The sequence below is a fragment of the Streptomyces sp. NBC_00576 genome, assembly GCF_036345175.1.
Classification (GTDB): Bacteria; Actinomycetota; Actinomycetes; order Streptomycetales; family Streptomycetaceae; genus Streptomyces.
This window is the reverse complement of sequence record NZ_CP107780.1, coordinates 1,746,666-1,763,135: the sequence shown is the minus strand read 5'-3', so window position 1 is coordinate 1,763,135 and position 16,470 is coordinate 1,746,666. Positions and strand designations below refer to the sequence as shown.

At 68.8% G+C, this 16,470-nt stretch carries 12 protein-coding genes; 5 read left to right on the top strand and 7 right to left on the bottom strand.

The window, feature by feature from the left end; all coding sequences use genetic code 11:
• Positions 1–99 precede the first annotated feature (99 nt).
• Both OG734_RS07470 and OG734_RS07465 read right to left on the bottom strand, forming a co-directional pair.
• Positions 100–915, bottom strand: coding sequence for an SAM-dependent methyltransferase (locus OG734_RS07470; protein WP_330286675.1), 816 nt, complete (start codon positions 913–915; stop codon positions 100–102).
• A gap of 94 nt (positions 916–1,009) precedes the next feature.
• Positions 1,010–1,873, bottom strand: coding sequence for a helix-turn-helix domain-containing protein (locus OG734_RS07465; protein WP_330286674.1), 864 nt, complete (start codon positions 1,871–1,873; stop codon positions 1,010–1,012).
• Positions 1,874–2,097: 224 nt separating this feature from the next.
• Between OG734_RS07465 and OG734_RS07460 the strand changes: the two genes are divergently transcribed.
• A complete protein-coding gene (locus OG734_RS07460; protein ID WP_330286673.1) occupies positions 2,098–2,514 on the top strand; it encodes a hypothetical protein in 417 nt (138 codons plus the stop codon).
• A gap of 16 nt (positions 2,515–2,530) precedes the next feature.
• On the opposite strand, the gene OG734_RS07455 is transcribed toward OG734_RS07460, so the two are convergent.
• The gene (locus OG734_RS07455) at positions 2,531–3,397 is read right to left on the bottom strand and encodes a helix-turn-helix domain-containing protein (protein ID WP_330286672.1); all 867 of its coding nucleotides are present in this window, start codon (positions 3,395–3,397) and stop codon (positions 2,531–2,533) included.
• Between the two features lie 154 nt (positions 3,398–3,551).
• On the opposite strand from OG734_RS07455, the gene OG734_RS07450 reads away from it, so the two are divergent.
• Positions 3,552–3,857 (top strand): 4a-hydroxytetrahydrobiopterin dehydratase, encoded by a 306-nt coding sequence (locus OG734_RS07450; RefSeq protein ID WP_330286671.1) that lies wholly within the window; start codon positions 3,552–3,554, stop codon positions 3,855–3,857.
• 21 nt (positions 3,858–3,878) lie between these two features.
• On the top strand, positions 3,879–4,619 hold the full coding sequence (locus tag OG734_RS07445; protein ID WP_330286670.1) for a class I SAM-dependent methyltransferase: 741 nt from the start codon (positions 3,879–3,881) through the stop codon (positions 4,617–4,619).
• 83 nt (positions 4,620–4,702) lie between these two features.
• Here the strand turns inward: OG734_RS07445 and OG734_RS07440 are convergent, their stop codons facing one another.
• A complete protein-coding gene (locus OG734_RS07440; protein WP_330286669.1) occupies positions 4,703–6,289 on the bottom strand; it encodes a hypothetical protein in 1,587 nt (528 codons plus the stop codon).
• A 214-nt stretch (positions 6,290–6,503) separates the two neighbouring features.
• Here OG734_RS07440 and OG734_RS07435 point away from each other — a divergent pair, with 214 nt between their 5' ends.
• Positions 6,504–8,339: a rhamnogalacturonan lyase gene (locus OG734_RS07435; protein WP_330293594.1), complete on the top strand. Its 1,836-nt coding sequence runs from the start codon at positions 6,504–6,506 to the stop codon at positions 8,337–8,339.
• A gap of 41 nt (positions 8,340–8,380) precedes the next feature.
• Here OG734_RS07435 and OG734_RS07430 read toward each other — a convergent pair whose 3' ends face one another.
• The 3 genes from OG734_RS07430 to OG734_RS07420 form a co-directional block, all read right to left on the bottom strand.
• Entirely contained in the window at positions 8,381–8,635 is a 255-nt protein-coding gene (locus tag OG734_RS07430; protein ID WP_330286668.1) for an SCO0607 family lipoprotein, read from the bottom strand.
• A gap of 168 nt (positions 8,636–8,803) precedes the next feature.
• Complete coding sequence (locus OG734_RS07425) at positions 8,804–11,476, bottom strand: cellulose binding domain-containing protein (RefSeq protein WP_330286667.1); 2,673 nt, start codon at positions 11,474–11,476, stop codon at positions 8,804–8,806.
• A gap of 306 nt (positions 11,477–11,782) precedes the next feature.
• A complete protein-coding gene (locus OG734_RS07420) occupies positions 11,783–14,698 on the bottom strand; it encodes a glycoside hydrolase family 48 protein (RefSeq protein ID WP_330286666.1) in 2,916 nt (971 codons plus the stop codon).
• A gap of 275 nt (positions 14,699–14,973) precedes the next feature.
• On the opposite strand from OG734_RS07420, the gene OG734_RS07415 reads away from it, so the two are divergent.
• Entirely contained in the window at positions 14,974–16,464 is a 1,491-nt protein-coding gene (locus OG734_RS07415; RefSeq protein ID WP_330286665.1) for a cellulase family glycosylhydrolase, read from the top strand.
• Positions 16,465–16,470: the final 6 nt, after the last annotated feature.

Genomic DNA, 16,470 nt, shown 5'->3' with positions numbered 1-16,470 from the left:
GTGCGGGCTGCGGCTGCGTTGTGGCTGGTCGCGCCCACGCGGCGGAGCCGCACAGTGATACAGCCCCGCGCCCCTGACGGGGCGCGGGACCGCGCCCGTTCAGGGCTTGCGGGCTACGCCCGCGTACACCGGCACTATGCCCTCCGCCTGGGCGGCGACGTCTTCCGGTTCCGGGCGCCAGCCGTAGACGGGGATCACGCCGGGGCCCAGTAGTTCCAGGCCGTCGAAGAAGCGGTGGAACTCGGCGAGCGGGCGAGGGAAGAAAGGGGTGCCGCTGCGGCGGAAGTGTTCGGCCGCCTTGGCGATGGCCTCGGGGCTGAGATCGGGGGTGACCTGGGACAGGATCAGGTAGCCGCCGGGGGCGAGCGCGTCGACGTATGTCTTCAGCAGGCCGTGCACATCGTCGCCGTCGGTCTCGTCGCCCAGGTAGTGGGTCAGCGCGACCAGCGACAGCGCGACGGGCCGGCTGAAGTCCAGGGACTCGCCGGCCAGGCGCAGGATCGTCTCGGGGTCGCGGGCGTCGGCGTGCACATAGTCGGTCGTGCCCTCGGTCGTGCCGTGCAGCAGGGCCTGGGCGTGCCGCAGGACGATCGGGTCGTTGTCCGCGTAGACCACCTTGGACTCGGGGGCGACGCTCTGAGCCACCTGGTGCAGGTTCGGCTCGGTGGGGATGCCCGTGCCGATGTCCAGGAACTGGCGGATCCCGGCCTCGGCGGCGGTCCGCGTCGCCCGTTGCATGAACCGGCGGTTGGCACGCGCGCCGCGCAGCACCGTGCCGTCGACGGCGAGGATCCTGCGGGCCAGCTCCTCGTCCACCGGATAGTTGTCCTTGCCGCCGAGCCACCAGTCGTAGACGCGGGCGGGGTGGGGCCTGCTGGTGTCTATGCGGGTGGGCGCGCCCTCGGGTGCGGTCATGCGGTGTGTGCTCCTCAAGTGCCGTGAGTTCGTGTCGCAGGTCCTGCAGCCGGTTCTGTGCACCGGCGGATCAGCGGATCAGCGGATCAGCGGATCAGTAGCCGTCGCGGTACTCGGCGATGATCTCCTTGGTGCGCTGGGCCGACGTGGCACCCGCCGTCATGTGGTCCAGGACCTCAAGGTGCGCGGCGACCTCCCGGCGGGAGTCCAGATAGAGCGCACCGGTCAGGTACTCCGTGTAGACCATGTCGGGCAGTTCCGGCTCGGCGAAGCGGAACAGTTCGAAGGGCGCCGACGTGCCCGGATGCGGACCGTCCCTGAACTCGGCGACCTGGATGGTGACATGGCCGCTCTCCGACGCGTCGAGGAGCCGGTCCAGCTGGTCGCGCATGACCTCGCCGTCGATGCTCACGGGCCGCCGCAGCACTGTCTCGTCGATGATCACCCAGAGGTGGGGCGGGTGTTCGCGGGTCAGCAGCTTCTGCCGGGCCATGCGCAGCGACACATGCCGCTCGACCGCCTCGGGGCCCGTGTGCCCGATCGTCCCGGCCTCCATGACGGCACGCGCGTACTCCGGGGTCTGCAACAGGCCGGGCACGAAGTGGGGTTCGTAGGAGCGGATCAGCCGGGCGGAGCCCTCCAGGCTCACATGCAGACTGAACCAGTCCGGCAGGACATCGGAGAACCGCTGCCACCAGCCGGGCTCGTTCGCCTCCTCGGTCAGGTCCACGAACATGGCCACTTCGTCCTCGGGGACGCCGTACGCCGTCAACAGCACGTGGACGTACGGGATTTTGAGGGAGACCTCGGCCATTTCCATCCGCCGTACGGTCGCCGGGGCCACCCGCAGAACCCGCGCGGCCTCTTCCCGCTTCAGCCCGGCGGCCTCGCGCAGCTCCTGGAGCCGTCTCCCGAGCACCACTTGGCCCACGGTGGGCGCAGCCCGCCGCTCACTCACGCCACGCCTCCCCTACGCGCCGAAGTAACGCGAGCAGTGTGTCACGTTCCGCTGTCGCCCTGACAGGTTCGGGCCACGGGGATTACCCCGGAGGTAATCGACCCCGCCGGGCCCACGCGGAAGAGTGGTGCCAACGGGTTCCGGGCCGGCGCACTCCGGTCCGGCACCCGGGTTCCGGTATTCGCCGCTCTACCTCGACCCAACCTCGTCGGAGGGGATTCGCCATGTCCGCAACCCAGTTCGCCGCGCTCGCCGCCCGGACCACCGAACCGCCCGTGATGCTTCGCCGCTTCCTGGCGCTGGACGCGCTGGTCACCGGAGCTAACGCGGTCGCCTACCTGGCGGCGGCCGGACCGCTCGCCCGCCTCTTCGGCGTCGACTCGGGGCTGCTGCTCGAACTCGGCCTGGTTCTCGCCGTGTACGCGGGCGCCGTCGGATGGCTGGCCTCGCGCAAACGGCCGGCCGTACTGCCGGTGCGGGCCGTGATCGAGGTCAACCTCGCCTGGGCAGCGGTCAGTTGCGTCGCCCTGGCGCTGTGGCTCACGCCGAGCACGGCCGGGGCGGTCTGGGCGGTGATGCAGGCCGCCGTCGTGGCGGGGTTCGCCACGCTGCAGTACGTCTCGCTGCGTGCCTGTCGCTGAGAAATCGGAGAAATAGTCAACTCATCATCGAGTGAAGGTACTTGACCGTCGCCGGATCGGCCGGGAGGAGCGTCTCGATGGCCAGCTCGGCGACGGTGATGTCCATCGGGGTGTTGAAAGTGGAGATCGACGAGACGAAGGAGAGCAGCCGGCCCTCGTGCTCGATCCGCATCGGCAGCGCGAACGCGAACGCGGACGCGGACGATGCGTCCACGGAGTCGGCCGACGGGTCCGCCGCGCCCTCCTTCGTCTCCGGTATCGGGTACGCGGCGACCTCCTCGTACAGCGCCCGTAGCGGTGCCGAGCGGTGCAGGGCTATCTGGCGTTCCATCTGGGCGAGCAGGTGCCCGCGCCACTCGGGGAGGTTGCGGATGCGCGGGGCGAGGCCCTCGGGGTGCAGGGTGAGGCGCATCGCGTTCAACGGGGGCGCCAGCACGGACTCGGGGAGACCGTCGAGGAGCATCAGGATGCCCCGGTTCGCGGCCAGCACGTCGTACGTGGCGTCGACGACGAACGCCGGGTAGGGCTCGTACCCCTGGATCAGTCGCTCGACGCCGTCGCGCAGGGACTCCAGCGCCGGGTCGTCGAGCGGGGTCTCACGGTAGCGCGGGGCGTAACCGGCCGCCAGGAGAAGGGAGTTGCGCTCCCGGACCGGGACGTCCAGGTGCTCCGCCAGCCGTAGGAGCAGTTCCTCGCTGGGGCGGGAGCGGCCGGTCTCGACAAAGCTGATGTGGCGGGCGGACGAGTCGGCCCGCAGCGCCAGTTCGAGCTGGCTGACGCGCCGCCGCTCCCGCCAGGCCCGCAGCAGCGGGCCGACTCCGTCGTGCGTCCTGTCCGCCGAGGCGGTGGGGCGGGCGGCGCCGCCGGTCCGGACCGTGGTCATAGGACGACCGTAGTCGAAGAGCGGCGGGGAGGGCGTGGACACCCGAGCGGACCGGTCTGGCGAAGCGACCATCGGGCACCCTTCTGACCTGGGCCGGAACGCCCGGCCTGTGGCACGCTGGGAGGACACCCCACAACAGGGAAGGAGCGTGGTCATGCCCGTCGAACCGCTGTCGCAGAAGGAGGTCGAGGACCGGCTGGCGGAGCTGCCGGGCTGGTCGCTCGACGGAGACCGGATCGCCCGCTCCTACCGCCTCGGCTCGCACTTCGCGGCGACGGCGCTGGTCATCCATATCGCCCAGGTTCAGGAGGAGCTGGATCACCACTCCGACCTCACCCTCGGCTACAACACCGTGTCACTCACCGTGAACACCCACAGTGTGGGCGGTGCTGTCACGGACCTCGACTTCGAGCTCGCCCGCAGAGTCGAGGCCCTCGCACCGGGCCATGGGGCGAGCTGACCGGGCCGCGGGATCGCGATCGTGCTGGACTACAACCAGGAGGCGGAGCGGTACGACGCCTCACGCGGCGGCGAGCCCAGAGCGGCGGCCGCCGCGGAGGCCGTGCTGAGCCTCGTACCCGAAGAAGCGCGCAGCCTGCTCGACGTGGGGTGCGGTACGGGCATCGTGACCCGGCGGCTCGCGGTGGCGCGGGCCGGGACGCGGGTGGCGGGCGTCGACCTGACCAACGCGATGGCCAGGCGGGCCGCCGCCCGGCTCCCAGGTGCCGTCGTACTCGCCGACAGTCGTCGACTTCCCTTTCCGGAAGGCGAGTTGGATGCGGTGACCAGTGTGTGGCTGCTGCATCTCGCCGGCCAGGCCGAGGACGTCCGGGCCATCATCGGGGAGTGCGCACGGGTGCTGCGCCCGGGCGGGGTGTACGTCACCACCGTCGACAAGGGCGCCTCGCACAACGTGGGCAGTGACATCGACGCCGTCCTCGCCTCGCGCCCGCGGCAGGCGGCATCGGACGCGGCCGCTGTCGTCGAGGCGCATGCCGTCGGGCACGGGCTGGTTCCGGCCGGGGAGGCGCGTTTCCGGGGGCGCGGGCAGGGGCGCAGTCCCCGGCGGGCCATCGCTGACCTGCGGCGCGGGTGGTTCATGACGTTACCGCCGGGCGACCCCCTGGCCGACGGCTTCGCCGCCCGCCTGGAGGCGCTGCCCGACCAGGACAGGCCCCGCCCGGACCCGGTGTTCACGCTGCGGGCGTTCCGGAAGCCGTAGCGCTCACTTCGGGAGTGCTCACTGATGTGGAGCGGGCGCCAGGATGGCGGGGGCCGGTCGCCGTCCTGGCCGCGCGGTATGCCTCAGATTCCGAACCGCAGGGTGCGTCGCAGCAGGTCAAGGGTCTCGTCGGCCCAGGCGAGCACCCGGAGTCCTGAAGTCAGGTTCCCCGGCGGGTGGTTGATGAGCGTGTCGCGGCGGATGAGGCGCTCGAAGTCCACGAGGACCGGATCCTGACGGGGCGTCACGCCGTCCGGCCGGAAGAACGGGATGCCGGCCAGACGCATCACGTTCACGATCTCCTGCGCGATGAGACCGTAGCCCACCGTCGTCGGGTGCACGCCGTCCAGGGAGAACACGCCGCCGTTGACACGGCGTTCACCATCGCTGGTCAGGAAGTGGGTGTTGGGCACCGGATCAAGTGCCCGCAGTGCGGAGGGCAGGGGATACGGCTGCCACCAGGACGGGCGCGCGAGCGGGTCCTCGATGTAGCGGCGGGAGCCGAGCCGGTCCAGCAGCGCCACGATCTCCAGGAGGTACCAGTCCTTCTTGTCGGCCCCGGCCCCGTTGCCGTCCCGGGCCTGCCGGACCACATCGGCGATGGCGTAGTTGTAGCCGTCGATGGCCTCGTCGATCTGGCGCGCCTCCTCGCCCGTGAGATGCGGGTCCTCGGTGGGGTCGAAGTCTCGATCGGCGATCCACGGGCGGGTGTAGTACGGGAAGTACGAGGAACCCCGTTCCGTCTTGATGGAGACGCCTCGGGCGACGGGGGCGATCGTCACATGCGGGACCGTGCACCAGATCACGTGCCGTGCCTTGATGGTGTGCACCGCGGCGGCGACCTTCTCCAGCTCGCTCTTGAAGTGCTGGAGCCGCCAGACGGTGAACTGTGCCTTACGGTCGAGGTCTTCGAAGGCATGGTTTCTGCCGTCGCTCCAGACGAGCTTCAGATCCAGCACCGACCCCAGCGCGTTGTTCGCCCCGAGGAACACGACGAGCGTTTCGATGCCGTGGTCCGGATCCATGCCGCGGCCGGTGTCCTCGCCGAGGCGGGCGGCCGCGGTGAACTGGGTGAGAGTGCCGTCGGGAGGGGAGGGCAGCACGCGAAGGGCGGAAAGGTCGTCGGCGTGGTTCACGACCTGGCGCAGCAGGTTGTCCGTGGGGTTGGCAAGGCGCTTGCTGCACACGGCCGCGGTCTTGTCCAACGCGTCCCTGAGGTCCCAGCCGAAGACCGCGAGGTTGTGGTTGATGGCTGTGGTGCTGGGGAGAACGCTGCCCGGTCCCCGCTCCCAGTAGTCCTCGGCCTTGTCCATGGACCGCCGGGCGTGCAGTAGCGCGGGTACCGTCTCCCACCAGTTCACGTCCCGCCCGAAGCGCGCTTCGAGGTCACGCAGAAACATTTCGATGTTGAACGGGAGCCCGCCGAACCCGTCGTATTTCGGATACCGGAACTGATCCGCCCATCCCAGTTCGTGGGCGATGATCGCCGGATACGACAGATCGGTGTTGAAGACCGCTCCGCTCTGGAACCCGTGGGTGAGTGAGTCCCCGATGGTGACCAGCCGATGCCTGGGGCGGGACTCGGACTGCCATGGTGGATCGAACTCGATCCCCAGCTTCGGGTCCTGTTCCGGCGTCCGTGGGATCGGTCCGGATGTGCCATTGCTCATGCTTCCCCCTACACCAGCCCAAAGGGGAGAACACCGCTGATTCATCTGGTTCATCGGAGCGGTGCGAGGAATTCGCCTGACCCCGGCAACTCGCGCCGCACGGGTGGCGACAGAAGAACAGAACCCCTCTCGTTTCTTTTCACCGGAGAGGTATCCGTTCATTTACGGAGAGGCTTCCATCGTGCAGCACCCGCATGAGCACCGCAAACGCAGAATGACGACCGCCGTGACGGCCGTCGCACTGATCGCCGCAGGACTCACCGCCCTCGGCGGCACCGGTACCGCCGAGGCCGCCACCGCCCGTCAGGTCGAGGCGCTCGACCGGGGTGTCGTCAGCGTGCACACCGACAGCGGCAACCTGGTCAGCTGGCGCTGGCTCGGCACCGACCCGAACGACGTGTCCTTCAACGTCTACCGGGCCGGTACGAAGGTCAACTCGACGCCGGTCACCGGTTCCACGAACTACTTCCATTCGGGTGCACCGGCCCAGGCCGACTACACGGTCCGTGCGGTCGTCGGCGGCGTGGAACAGGCCGACTCCGTCCACGCGATCCAGTTCCGTACCGGATACAAGGACGTCCCGATCACCCCGCCCGCCGGCGGCACCACTCCCGACGGGGTCGCCTACACCTACGAGGCGAACGACGCCTCCGTCGGCGACCTGGACGGTGACGGCGCGCTCGACTTCGTACTGAAGTGGCAGCCCACCAACGCCAAGGACAACTCCCAGTCGGGGTACACCGGCAACACGATCGTCGACGGGATCAAGCTCGACGGTACGCGGTTGTGGCGGATCGACCTGGGCCGCAACATCCGCTCGGGCGCCCACTACACGCAGTTCCAGGTGTACGACTACGACGGCGACCGCAAGGCCGAGGTGGCCATGAAGACGGCCGACGCGACGGTCGACGGGACGGGTGCTGTCATCGGCAACTCGTCGGCGGACTACCGCAATTCGAGCGGGTACGTGCTCTCCGGGCCCGAGTACCTGACCATGTTCAACGGGCAGACCGGCAAGGCCATGGGCACCGTCGACTACGTCCCGGCCCGCGGCACCGTCTCTTCGTGGGGCGACTCCTACGGCAACCGGGTCGATCGGTTCCTCGCCGGAACCGCCTACCTGGACGGCGCCCGGCCCTCCCTGATCATGGCGCGCGGCTACTACACCCGTACGGTGCTCGCGGCCTGGGACTGGCGGAACGGGGCGTTCACGCGTCGCTGGACCTTCGACTCCAGCTCCTCCACCAACAGCGGCAAGGGATTCGACGGCCAGGGCTCGCACAGCCTGTCCGTCGGGGACGTCGACGGCGACGGCAAGGACGAGATCGTCTACGGGGCGATGGCCGTCGACGACAACGGCAACGGGCTGTGGACGACGAAGACGGGGCACGGCGACGCCCAGCACCTCGGCGACCTGGACCCGGCCCGCGCGGGCCTGGAGTACTTCAAGGTGTCCGAGTCCACCTCGCAACCGGCCGAGCTGTACATCAACCCGGCCAACGGCACCGTCAATTGGAGCATCGCCGCCTGCTGCGACAACGGCCGGGGAGTCGCCGGGGACATCTGGGCCGGCAACGACGGGGCGGAGGTCTGGTCGGCCTCGGACTCCTCGATCCGCGACAAGGGCGGCGCCACCAAGGGCCGCGAACCGTCCTCCGTCAACTTCCTGTCCTGGTGGGACGGCGACCCGGTCCGCGAACTCCTCGACGGCACGCACATCGACAAGTACGGCACGTCCTCCGACACCCGTCTGCTGACCGGCGCGTCCGTCCACTCCAACAACAGCACCAAGGCGACCCCGGCGCTCTCCGGGGACCTCTTCGGCGACTGGCGCGAGGAGGTCGTCTGGGCGACGAGCGACAACACGGCCCTGCGCATCTACTCGACGCCGATCGAAACGACGACGAAGATCACGACCCTGCTGCACGACACGATGTACCGCACGGGCATCGCCTGGCAGAACACCGCCTACAACCAGCCCCCACACCCCAGCTTCTTCATCGGCAACGGCATGCCGACGGCACCGAGGCCCACGGTCTACACGCCGTGACGTCGTGAGGGCGGCCGCCCGCGTGCCCGGGCGGCCGTCGCTCACTCCTTGGGGGCCTTTATGATCTTGCCGCTCTCGTCGAGTGTGTGGGTCTCCCAGTAGACGTCCCACTTGTCGCCGGACTGCTCGGGGACCTTGCCCTCCGGGTAGCGGGCGTATCCCTTCGGCGGGTCCTCGCCGTTGGGGACACAAGCGTTTCCGGTGCTCCCCACGGTGAGAACCGGAAACTCGTCGCCGCCGCAGGTCGCCTGCTCGATCGAGCAGCCGGTCAGCAGGACGGCGGTCACGCCGGTCATGGCGAGAAGCGACAGAAGGCCGGTTCGGCTGGTCCTACGCACAGGTGACTCCCTCTTGAGGTGGTGTGCGACCAGCCTGTGCGACACGGGGAATCCCGGCATGAGTACGGCTACTCAAAGGCTCTGGGTCGGAGGGCGCGCGCCGCTCCAGGCGCGCGCCCTGGGTACTCAGGCGACCGTGCAGCTCTGGTCGCCCAGCTTGAACGCGGTCGGTTTGCCGTTGGTCCCGGACGAGGTCCCCGTGAACCCGAAGCTCACCGACGACCCCGCGGCGACGTTCCCGTTCCAGTTCACGTTCTTCGCCGTCACCGCGGCACCCGACTGGGTGTACTCGGCGTTCCAGAGCTGGGAGACGGTCTGGCTGTTCGGGAAGGACCAGCCAAGTGACCAGCCGTTCCAGGCAGTTGTGCCCGTGTTGCTGAGCTTTACGTCCGCCTGGAAACCGCCCGACCACTCGCTGGTGACCTTGTACGTCACCGCACAGGCCCCCGTGGGCGTCGGCGTCGGCGTCGGGTCCGTGCCGCCGCCCCCGCCACCACTGCCCGCATCCGACGACTCGCCGTAAACGACACCGCGTCCGTTCGTCGACACGTACACGCGCCCGTACACCCTCGGGTCACCGGTGATCGCCGCGCCCGTCCAACCCCACTGGTGGGCATCGTCGTTGATGCGCGTCCAGGTCGCACCCTTGTCCGTGGAGCGGAAGATGCCGCGTACGCCGGCGATCTTCGCGCTCGTGTACAGCGTCTGGTACGTCGCTCCTGTCGCCGCCTTGCCGAAGCCGATCGTGTCGGCCTGGTCGACGTTGGACAGCTTGGTGAACGTCGTACCGCCGTCCGTCGAGTGCCACAGGCCGTACGCGCCGTCCGTCGCGCCGCCCGCCAGCCAGATGTCGCCCTTTGCGCCGGGCAGCGCCTTGAAGCGCACGCTGTCGCCGGCGGGCAGGCCGGACGCCGCCGACGCGGTGAAGGTCGCTCCGCCGTCCGAACTCACGTAGAACTTGCCCGACTTGAAGCCGTAGAACGTCTTCGCGTCCACCCGGTCCGACTCGACGATCGCGCCCGCCGGGATACCCGTCGACGCCGACCACGACGTACCGAAGCCCGTCGCGTACTGCACGCCCGTGCCCGCCGGGCTCCACACGAACCGGCTGCCGTCCGACGCCGCCGCGATCGTTCCGCCACCCGAAACGCCCGAAGGGTCGCTCCCCGCGAACCAGTTGGCGCCGTTGTCCGTCGAGAACGCGACATGCGGACCCGAGTCCAGGTCGCCGACGCGGGCCACGATCCCCGGGTTCGTCTCGGCGTAGTCCAGGCTCGTCGTGGTGGTGAATGTCGGTGAAGTGAACATCATCGAGGGGACCTTGGTGAGATCCGTGTGGCGGAAGCCGCCGACGTCGCCGAGCGCGCTGAGCAGTACGGCCCCGCCCGACGGGGGAGCGGCCAGGTCGTTGACCGCCGTCTCCTCCAGGCCCTGGACCATCGGCCTGATACTGAACTGGCTGCCGCTGTCCCAGTTGGTGAGGTTCTCGGTACCGTAGATCGTCGCGCCCGTTCCGTACATCATGCGGTTCGAGTTGAACGGGTCGATCTCCAGCGCCTCCGTCATCCACCCGAGTTTCGGTGACTGTTCCGGCGGCGACGGGTTCGCGCCGAACGTCAGCCACGGGGAGGACGAGACGTCCATCGTGTAGCGGTTCGCGCGGGTGGGGTACGAGGTGTAGTCCCAGGCCTTCGTCCAGGTGCCGCCGCTGTCCGTGGAGCGGAAGAGCTGTGTGTCAGGCCACCAGGAGCTGTACGCCGTCGCCATCACCGTGCCCGGCTTCTGCCGGTCGATCGTCAGACCGCTGAAACCGTAGTAGGTGTCCGCCTCCGCGACCGGGCTGATGTTCGTCCACGTGCCGGTGGCCGTCGCGTACCGCCACAGCTGGCCCTTGCCGCCGTCGTACGGGCCGCCCTTGTCGCTGTACGGCAGATACAGATAGCCGTTCTTCGCGTCCAGTACGCCCTTGTGGGCCAGATAGCCGGTGGGCTGCCCGGCCAGCCGCGACCAGGTCGCGCCGGCGTCCGTCGAGCGGTACACCGCGTTGTCCTTGTCGGCGACGCCCACGTAGATCGTGCGGGTCGCGTTGCCCGCCGTACCCGTCGACTCGTCGAAGGTGACCCAGACGATGCCCTGGTTGTCGCTGGCGTACCCGCTGGTGTCGGTGGGGTCCTGCGCGTAGTTGCCGACGTTGGGGAAGTTCGCCACCTGCGACCAGGTCGCCCCCGAGTCCGTCGACCGCCACAGCCCCTTGCCGCTGGGTGCGCCCAGATACAGCACGCTGTTGCGGTTCGGGTCGACGGCGAGGCGCTCACCCATGCCCCGGCCGGGCATGTTGCCGCCCAACTTGAAGGGCAGGTCGGCCCGTTGCCAGCTCGCGCCCCGGTCGCCCGACCTCAGCACGGCACCGTTTCCGGGGTCCCAGCTGTTGGTGTACGTGCCGACAGCCGCGTACACCTTGTTCGGGTCCACGGTGTCGGAGGCGAGGCTGACCACACCGGTGTGGCCCCAGCGGTCCCAGCCGACGGAGTCCGTCAGCGGGGTCCACGTCTTCGTCGACTCCTGCCAGCGGTAGGCGCCGCCGATGTCCGTACGGGCGTACGCCAGGTTCTTCTCGGCGCGGTTGAAGACGATGCCGGGGACGAAGCCGCCGCCGTCGATCCGGGCGTTCTTCCAGGTGTACGTGTCGGCCGCGAGTTTCACCTCCGCGGCGGACGGGGCGGCGAGCGCGAGTGGGCTGCCGGCCAACAGGCCTGCGGTCAGGGCCAGTACGGCCGTGAGGATACGGGTTCTTCGCATGGGGGTCCTCTCCGGGTGGGGGGATCAGGGAAGGCACCGGACGGTAAGCGCTTTCCATGCGGCGCGAGAGTTGCCGGGCGGCCCCCAGTGCGGGTGGGGGCCGCCCGGCCAGGTGGCCTCGTCGTCCGGTGACGAGACCGCGTTACGCGGAGCTTTCAAGCGGTTCCACGGAAGGAGCGGTGCCTGCCCCGCGCCCTCGTGGAGCGCGGGGCTGTATCCGATATGCGGCACCGCCGCGCGGGGCGCGACCAGCCACAACGGATCCGCAGCCGAACATTGCTCAATCCGCGGAGCGCTCGGCGGGGGCTATTCGAGTAGCTCCGCGTACGAACCCATGGCGAGGGCGATGTCCGCCTGCGCCCAGAACCGGTGATAGGTGAACGAGGGCGCGGCGCCGCCCGCCAAGTACGCTTCGATCTTCGACCAGTTGGGGTCGTTCTTGTAGAAGGAGCGGAGCGAGGCGAACGTCGACGACGAGTTGATCGTGTCGCCGTTCGGCATCTTTCCCGTCCAGCCCGACGGAACATAGACACTGTCGTTGAAACGGCTGTAGTCCGTGCGGGTCTCCGGAACGGCGACACCCAGGGTGTCCTGGTAGTTGGTCCACATGCCGTCCAGCAGCGCCTTCGCCGTCGTCGCCGCCTCGGTGTCACCGGAGCGGTCGGCGTAGTACGTCAGCGTCTTGGCGTACGCGGCAGCCACGCCCACGTCGTTGGTGTAGTCGGCGACGGTGACATGAAGTCCCGCGTTGGCGCCAGGAGTTGTGGCGTTCCAGGTGTCGGGCTGGCCCGACCACTGGAGCGTCGACGGGATGCGGTAAGTGCCGTCGGGGTTGATGGTCGTCTTGGACAGGGCCCAGTCGACCCACTTGTCCAGGACGCTCTTCGCCGCCGCGTTGCCCGTTTGCTGGTAGTACTCGGCGACCCGCTCCATGGACCACGCCTGGAAGCCGAACCACTGGTTGGACGGCGGGTCGTGGTACACCGGCTTCTCGTCGTAGTACATGCCGTAGAAGGTCGACGTACCGGCCGGCGGGGACGCGTAGCGGCCCGCCCAGCTGTTGGTCGCGCCGCCCGCGATGGCACCCTCGTCGGACTGGAGCCAGCGGTAGAACTCGACCTGCCGCTGCAGCGACTTCGACCAGTCCGCCTGCCCTGTCGCCGACTTGGGCTTCAGGTCGGCGTACGAGCTGAGCGCGTAGGCGGCCAGGGGGTTCTGGTAGCCGCCGTGCGTGTGACTGGAGCCGATGCGCCAGGACCAGCCCGCCGAGGTGTCGGTGGCGCCGCCCCAGGCGTAGTACCAGGACAACAGGTAGAAGGAGGCGTCCTTGCCGGTGCCGGCGGGGCAGGCCGTCGGGCCGACACAGTTCCCGACCTTCTTGAAGTACTTGTCGTACATGGAGTAGCGCAGATAGTCGCCCATCTTCGCCGCCTTGCCGACGGTCGCCGAGACGTCACTCCCCTTGCCCTGCTGCTTCGCCCAGACATCCGCCCAGTAAGCGGCCTGCACGGCGCGCGCGTCGGCGTCCGGGGCGTTGGTGAACTTCCACTGCTTGGCGTACGACGCGTCCCCGGTGAACAGGTCCAGGTAACCGTTCTTGCCGCCGTACTTGAAGGCGTCGCAGGTCGGCTGCGGGATGGTCTCCCACACCGATTCCTGCGGGCCGCGCTGGAAGGTGTTGATGTACGACGGGCCGGTGTCCGTCGGGCCAGCCTCGCACTTGCCGGGCGAGTTGCCGTAGCCGTACACGTTGTCGACGTCCTGGATCCAGTGCATGCCGTACACGTCGTCCGTGCCGTACGCGCTCTTCAGCTCGGCGGCTATCGGATCCGTGCCGACCGAGACGCCGGTGTTGAGCGCGGCCGGGTACTGGCTCGGCAGGTCCTGCTCGGGGGCGTACGTCGCCGGTTTCGACGCGTTGTAGAAGGAGTTGGTCGGCTGGTCGGCGTGGGTGGGGATCATGTACTGCTCCATGATCGACCAGGCGCCGTTGAACTTGCTCCAGTCTCCCGTCACCTTGCCGTACATGGCCTGGAGCCACAGGAGGTAGCTGTACGCCTCCGAGGTGGTCTCGTGGCCGTGGTCCGGCGCCTCGACGATCAGCGTCTCCACCGAGTGGTAAGGGATGCCCTCGGGGGAGAAGTAGCCGCTCGCCGGGTTGGTGATCTTGCCGTAGAGATCCAGGAAGCGGGCGTCGTACAGCTTGGACGCGGCCAGCTCGGTGACGGTGACCGTCGCCTTGGCATGACCGGTGGCCGTCGAGTCGAAGGCCGCCGATCCGGTGCCCGTCGCGTTGGCGGTGATCGTCACCTTCTGGGCCGTGTTCCAGTTCGACGGCGTGAAGGTGAGCGAGGCGCCGCCCGTCACCGACAGGCCCGTGTTGCCGCTCGCACGAGCGGTCGCCACGGTCACGTTCGCACTCGGCTGCGTCGACAGCTTGATGTCGTACGTCGCCGACTTGCCCTGCTGGACGCCGAGTTGGGTCGGTACGGCGACCACGGCGGGACCCGAGGCGACCGTGATGCCGACCGGCGTGGACGGCGCCGAGGCGCCCAGGCTGTCGTACGCCTTCGCCAGCAGTGAATGACTGCCCACGGCCAGTCCGGTGGCCGAGTACGTGTACGGCGAGGTCGTGTCCGTGCCGAGCAGCGTGGTGTCGTCGTAGAACTCGACCTTGGTGATCGTCGCGCTGTCCGCCGCCGCTGCGGTGGCCGCCATCGGCACCGCGTCACCCTGCGAGTAGACGGCGCCCGCGGCCGGGCTGGTCAACACCGTCATCGGCGGCTGGTGGGCCCCGGCGCAGGTCGTCCCGTTGATCGCGAACGACGTCGGCGCCGCGTTGGCGCCGCTGTACGTGAACTGCCCGCCGGTGCTGACCGCCGCGCCGGCGGCGATCGTCGCGTTGTACGTCGCGCTCTGCACGGTGACCGTCTGGCCGGACTGGGACCAGGTGCCGTTCCAGCCATTGCTGAGCTTCTGGTTGCCCGCGTAGGCGTACGTCAGTGTCCAGCCGTTGATGACATCCGTACCGCGGTTGGTGATCGTCAGATCCGCGGTGAAACCGGAGCCCCAGTCATTGGTCTTGTAGTCGACGCTGCACTGAACTGCCGCCGCCTGTGCGGGAGTTGTGCCGGTCGCGAGCGTGGTCAGGGGCAGGGCCAGGGCCGCCACGGCAGCGGTCCAGAACCGCCGCGCGCGGCGGCGTCTGTTTCGGGGGTGCATGGTGCTGGTTCCTCCTAGCGGCTCGGAGGTGCTCGCGGAGATGGGGGGAGGAGCAACAAGCCTTGAACCAGTGGGAGCGCTCCCATAGTGCGGACAGCTGTGTCAAGGGTCAAGGTGTTTGAAGACTCGAATTGATTCGACGGCGACATCTGATGGAAACACGTCAACCCCTCTGTCCTTTGCCGTCACTTGGCGCTAACTTCGTTGACACCAGTGGGAGCGATTCCGTCAGTCGACGCGTCCGAACGGCGTGCCCGATCTGCAAGGAGTCGCTCATGCGACACCCTCCGCGTTCAGGTCTTTTAGTCGTGCTCGGCGCTGCCGTCGCCCTTGTGGGCACCGCGGTCGCACCGGTCCTCACGGCGTCGGGAGCCACCCCCGCGTGCACGGTGGAGTACTCGGTCACCAGCACGTGGGACACCGGCTTCCAGGGCTCCGCCAAGATCACCAACAACCAGGCGGCGCTCAGCAGTTGGAGTCTCACCTTCGACTTCGGCGCAGGTCAGAAGCTCACCCAGGGCTGGAACGCCAAGTGGTCCCAGTCCAACACCACCGTCACCGCGGCCAACGAGAGCTACAACGGCTCGCTGGGCACGGGAGCGAGCGTCAGCGCGGGGTTCATCGCCTCGCGGTCCGGGAGCAATCCCGTACCGGCGTCGTTCAAGCTCAACGGGACGACGTGCAACGTGGATTCGGAGCCGACCCCGACCCCGACCCCGACTCCACCGCCCACTGATCCGCCGGCCCCCGAGGCGGGGGCACCCGCTCTGCACGTGTCCGGCAACAAGCTCGTCGACTCCGGCGGCGCCACCCGGCGGCTGCTCGGCGTCAACCGCTCCGGCGGCGAGTTCGCCTGCGTCCAGGGCAACGGCATCTGGGACGGGCCGGTCGACGACGCCTCCGTGCAGGCGATCGCCGACTGGAAGGTGAACACCGTACGCATCCCGCTGAACGAGGAGTGCTGGCTCGGCCTGTCCAACATCAAACCCGAGTACGCGGGCGCCAACTACATCGCCGCCGTCAAGAGCCTGGTGGCGAAGGTGAAGGCGCACGGTATGACGCCGATGGTCGAGCTGCACTGGTCCTGGGGCCAGTACACGGGCAACTCGGCCGGCTGCTCCGACGTACACGCAAGCTGCCAGAAGCCGATGCCCGACATGCAGTACTCGCCCGCCTTCTGGACCTCGGTGGCGAACACCTTCAAGGGCGACCAGTCCGTCGTGTTCGACCTGTTCAACGAGCCCTACCCGGACCGCGCCACCTCCACGGCGGCCCAGGCCTGGACCTGCTGGCGGGACGGCGGCACCTGCCCCGGCATCGGGTACGAGGTCGCCGGTATGCAGGATCTGATCGACGCGGTCCGGGCCACCGGCGCCAAGAACGTGGTCCTCGCCGGCGGGCTCGCGTACTCCAACGACCTCAGCCAGTGGCTGACGTACAAGCCGACCGACCCGGCGGGCAATCTCGCCGCCGCCTGGCACATCTACAACTTCAACTCCTGCGCCAGTGAAAGCTGTTGGAACTCGACGCTCGCGCCGGTCGCCGCCCAGGTCCCGCTGGTGGCGGGCGAGATCGGCGAGAACACCTGCGCGCACTCCTTCGTCGACCGGGTCATGAAGTGGTTCGACGACCGCTCCCTGTCCTACCTCGGCTGGACCTGGAACACCTGGAACTGCGCCACCGGCCCATCCCTGATCTCCGGTTACGACGGCACACCCACAGCCTTCGGAATCGGACTGCGCGACCATCTGCGCGCCATCGGTTAGTGCACC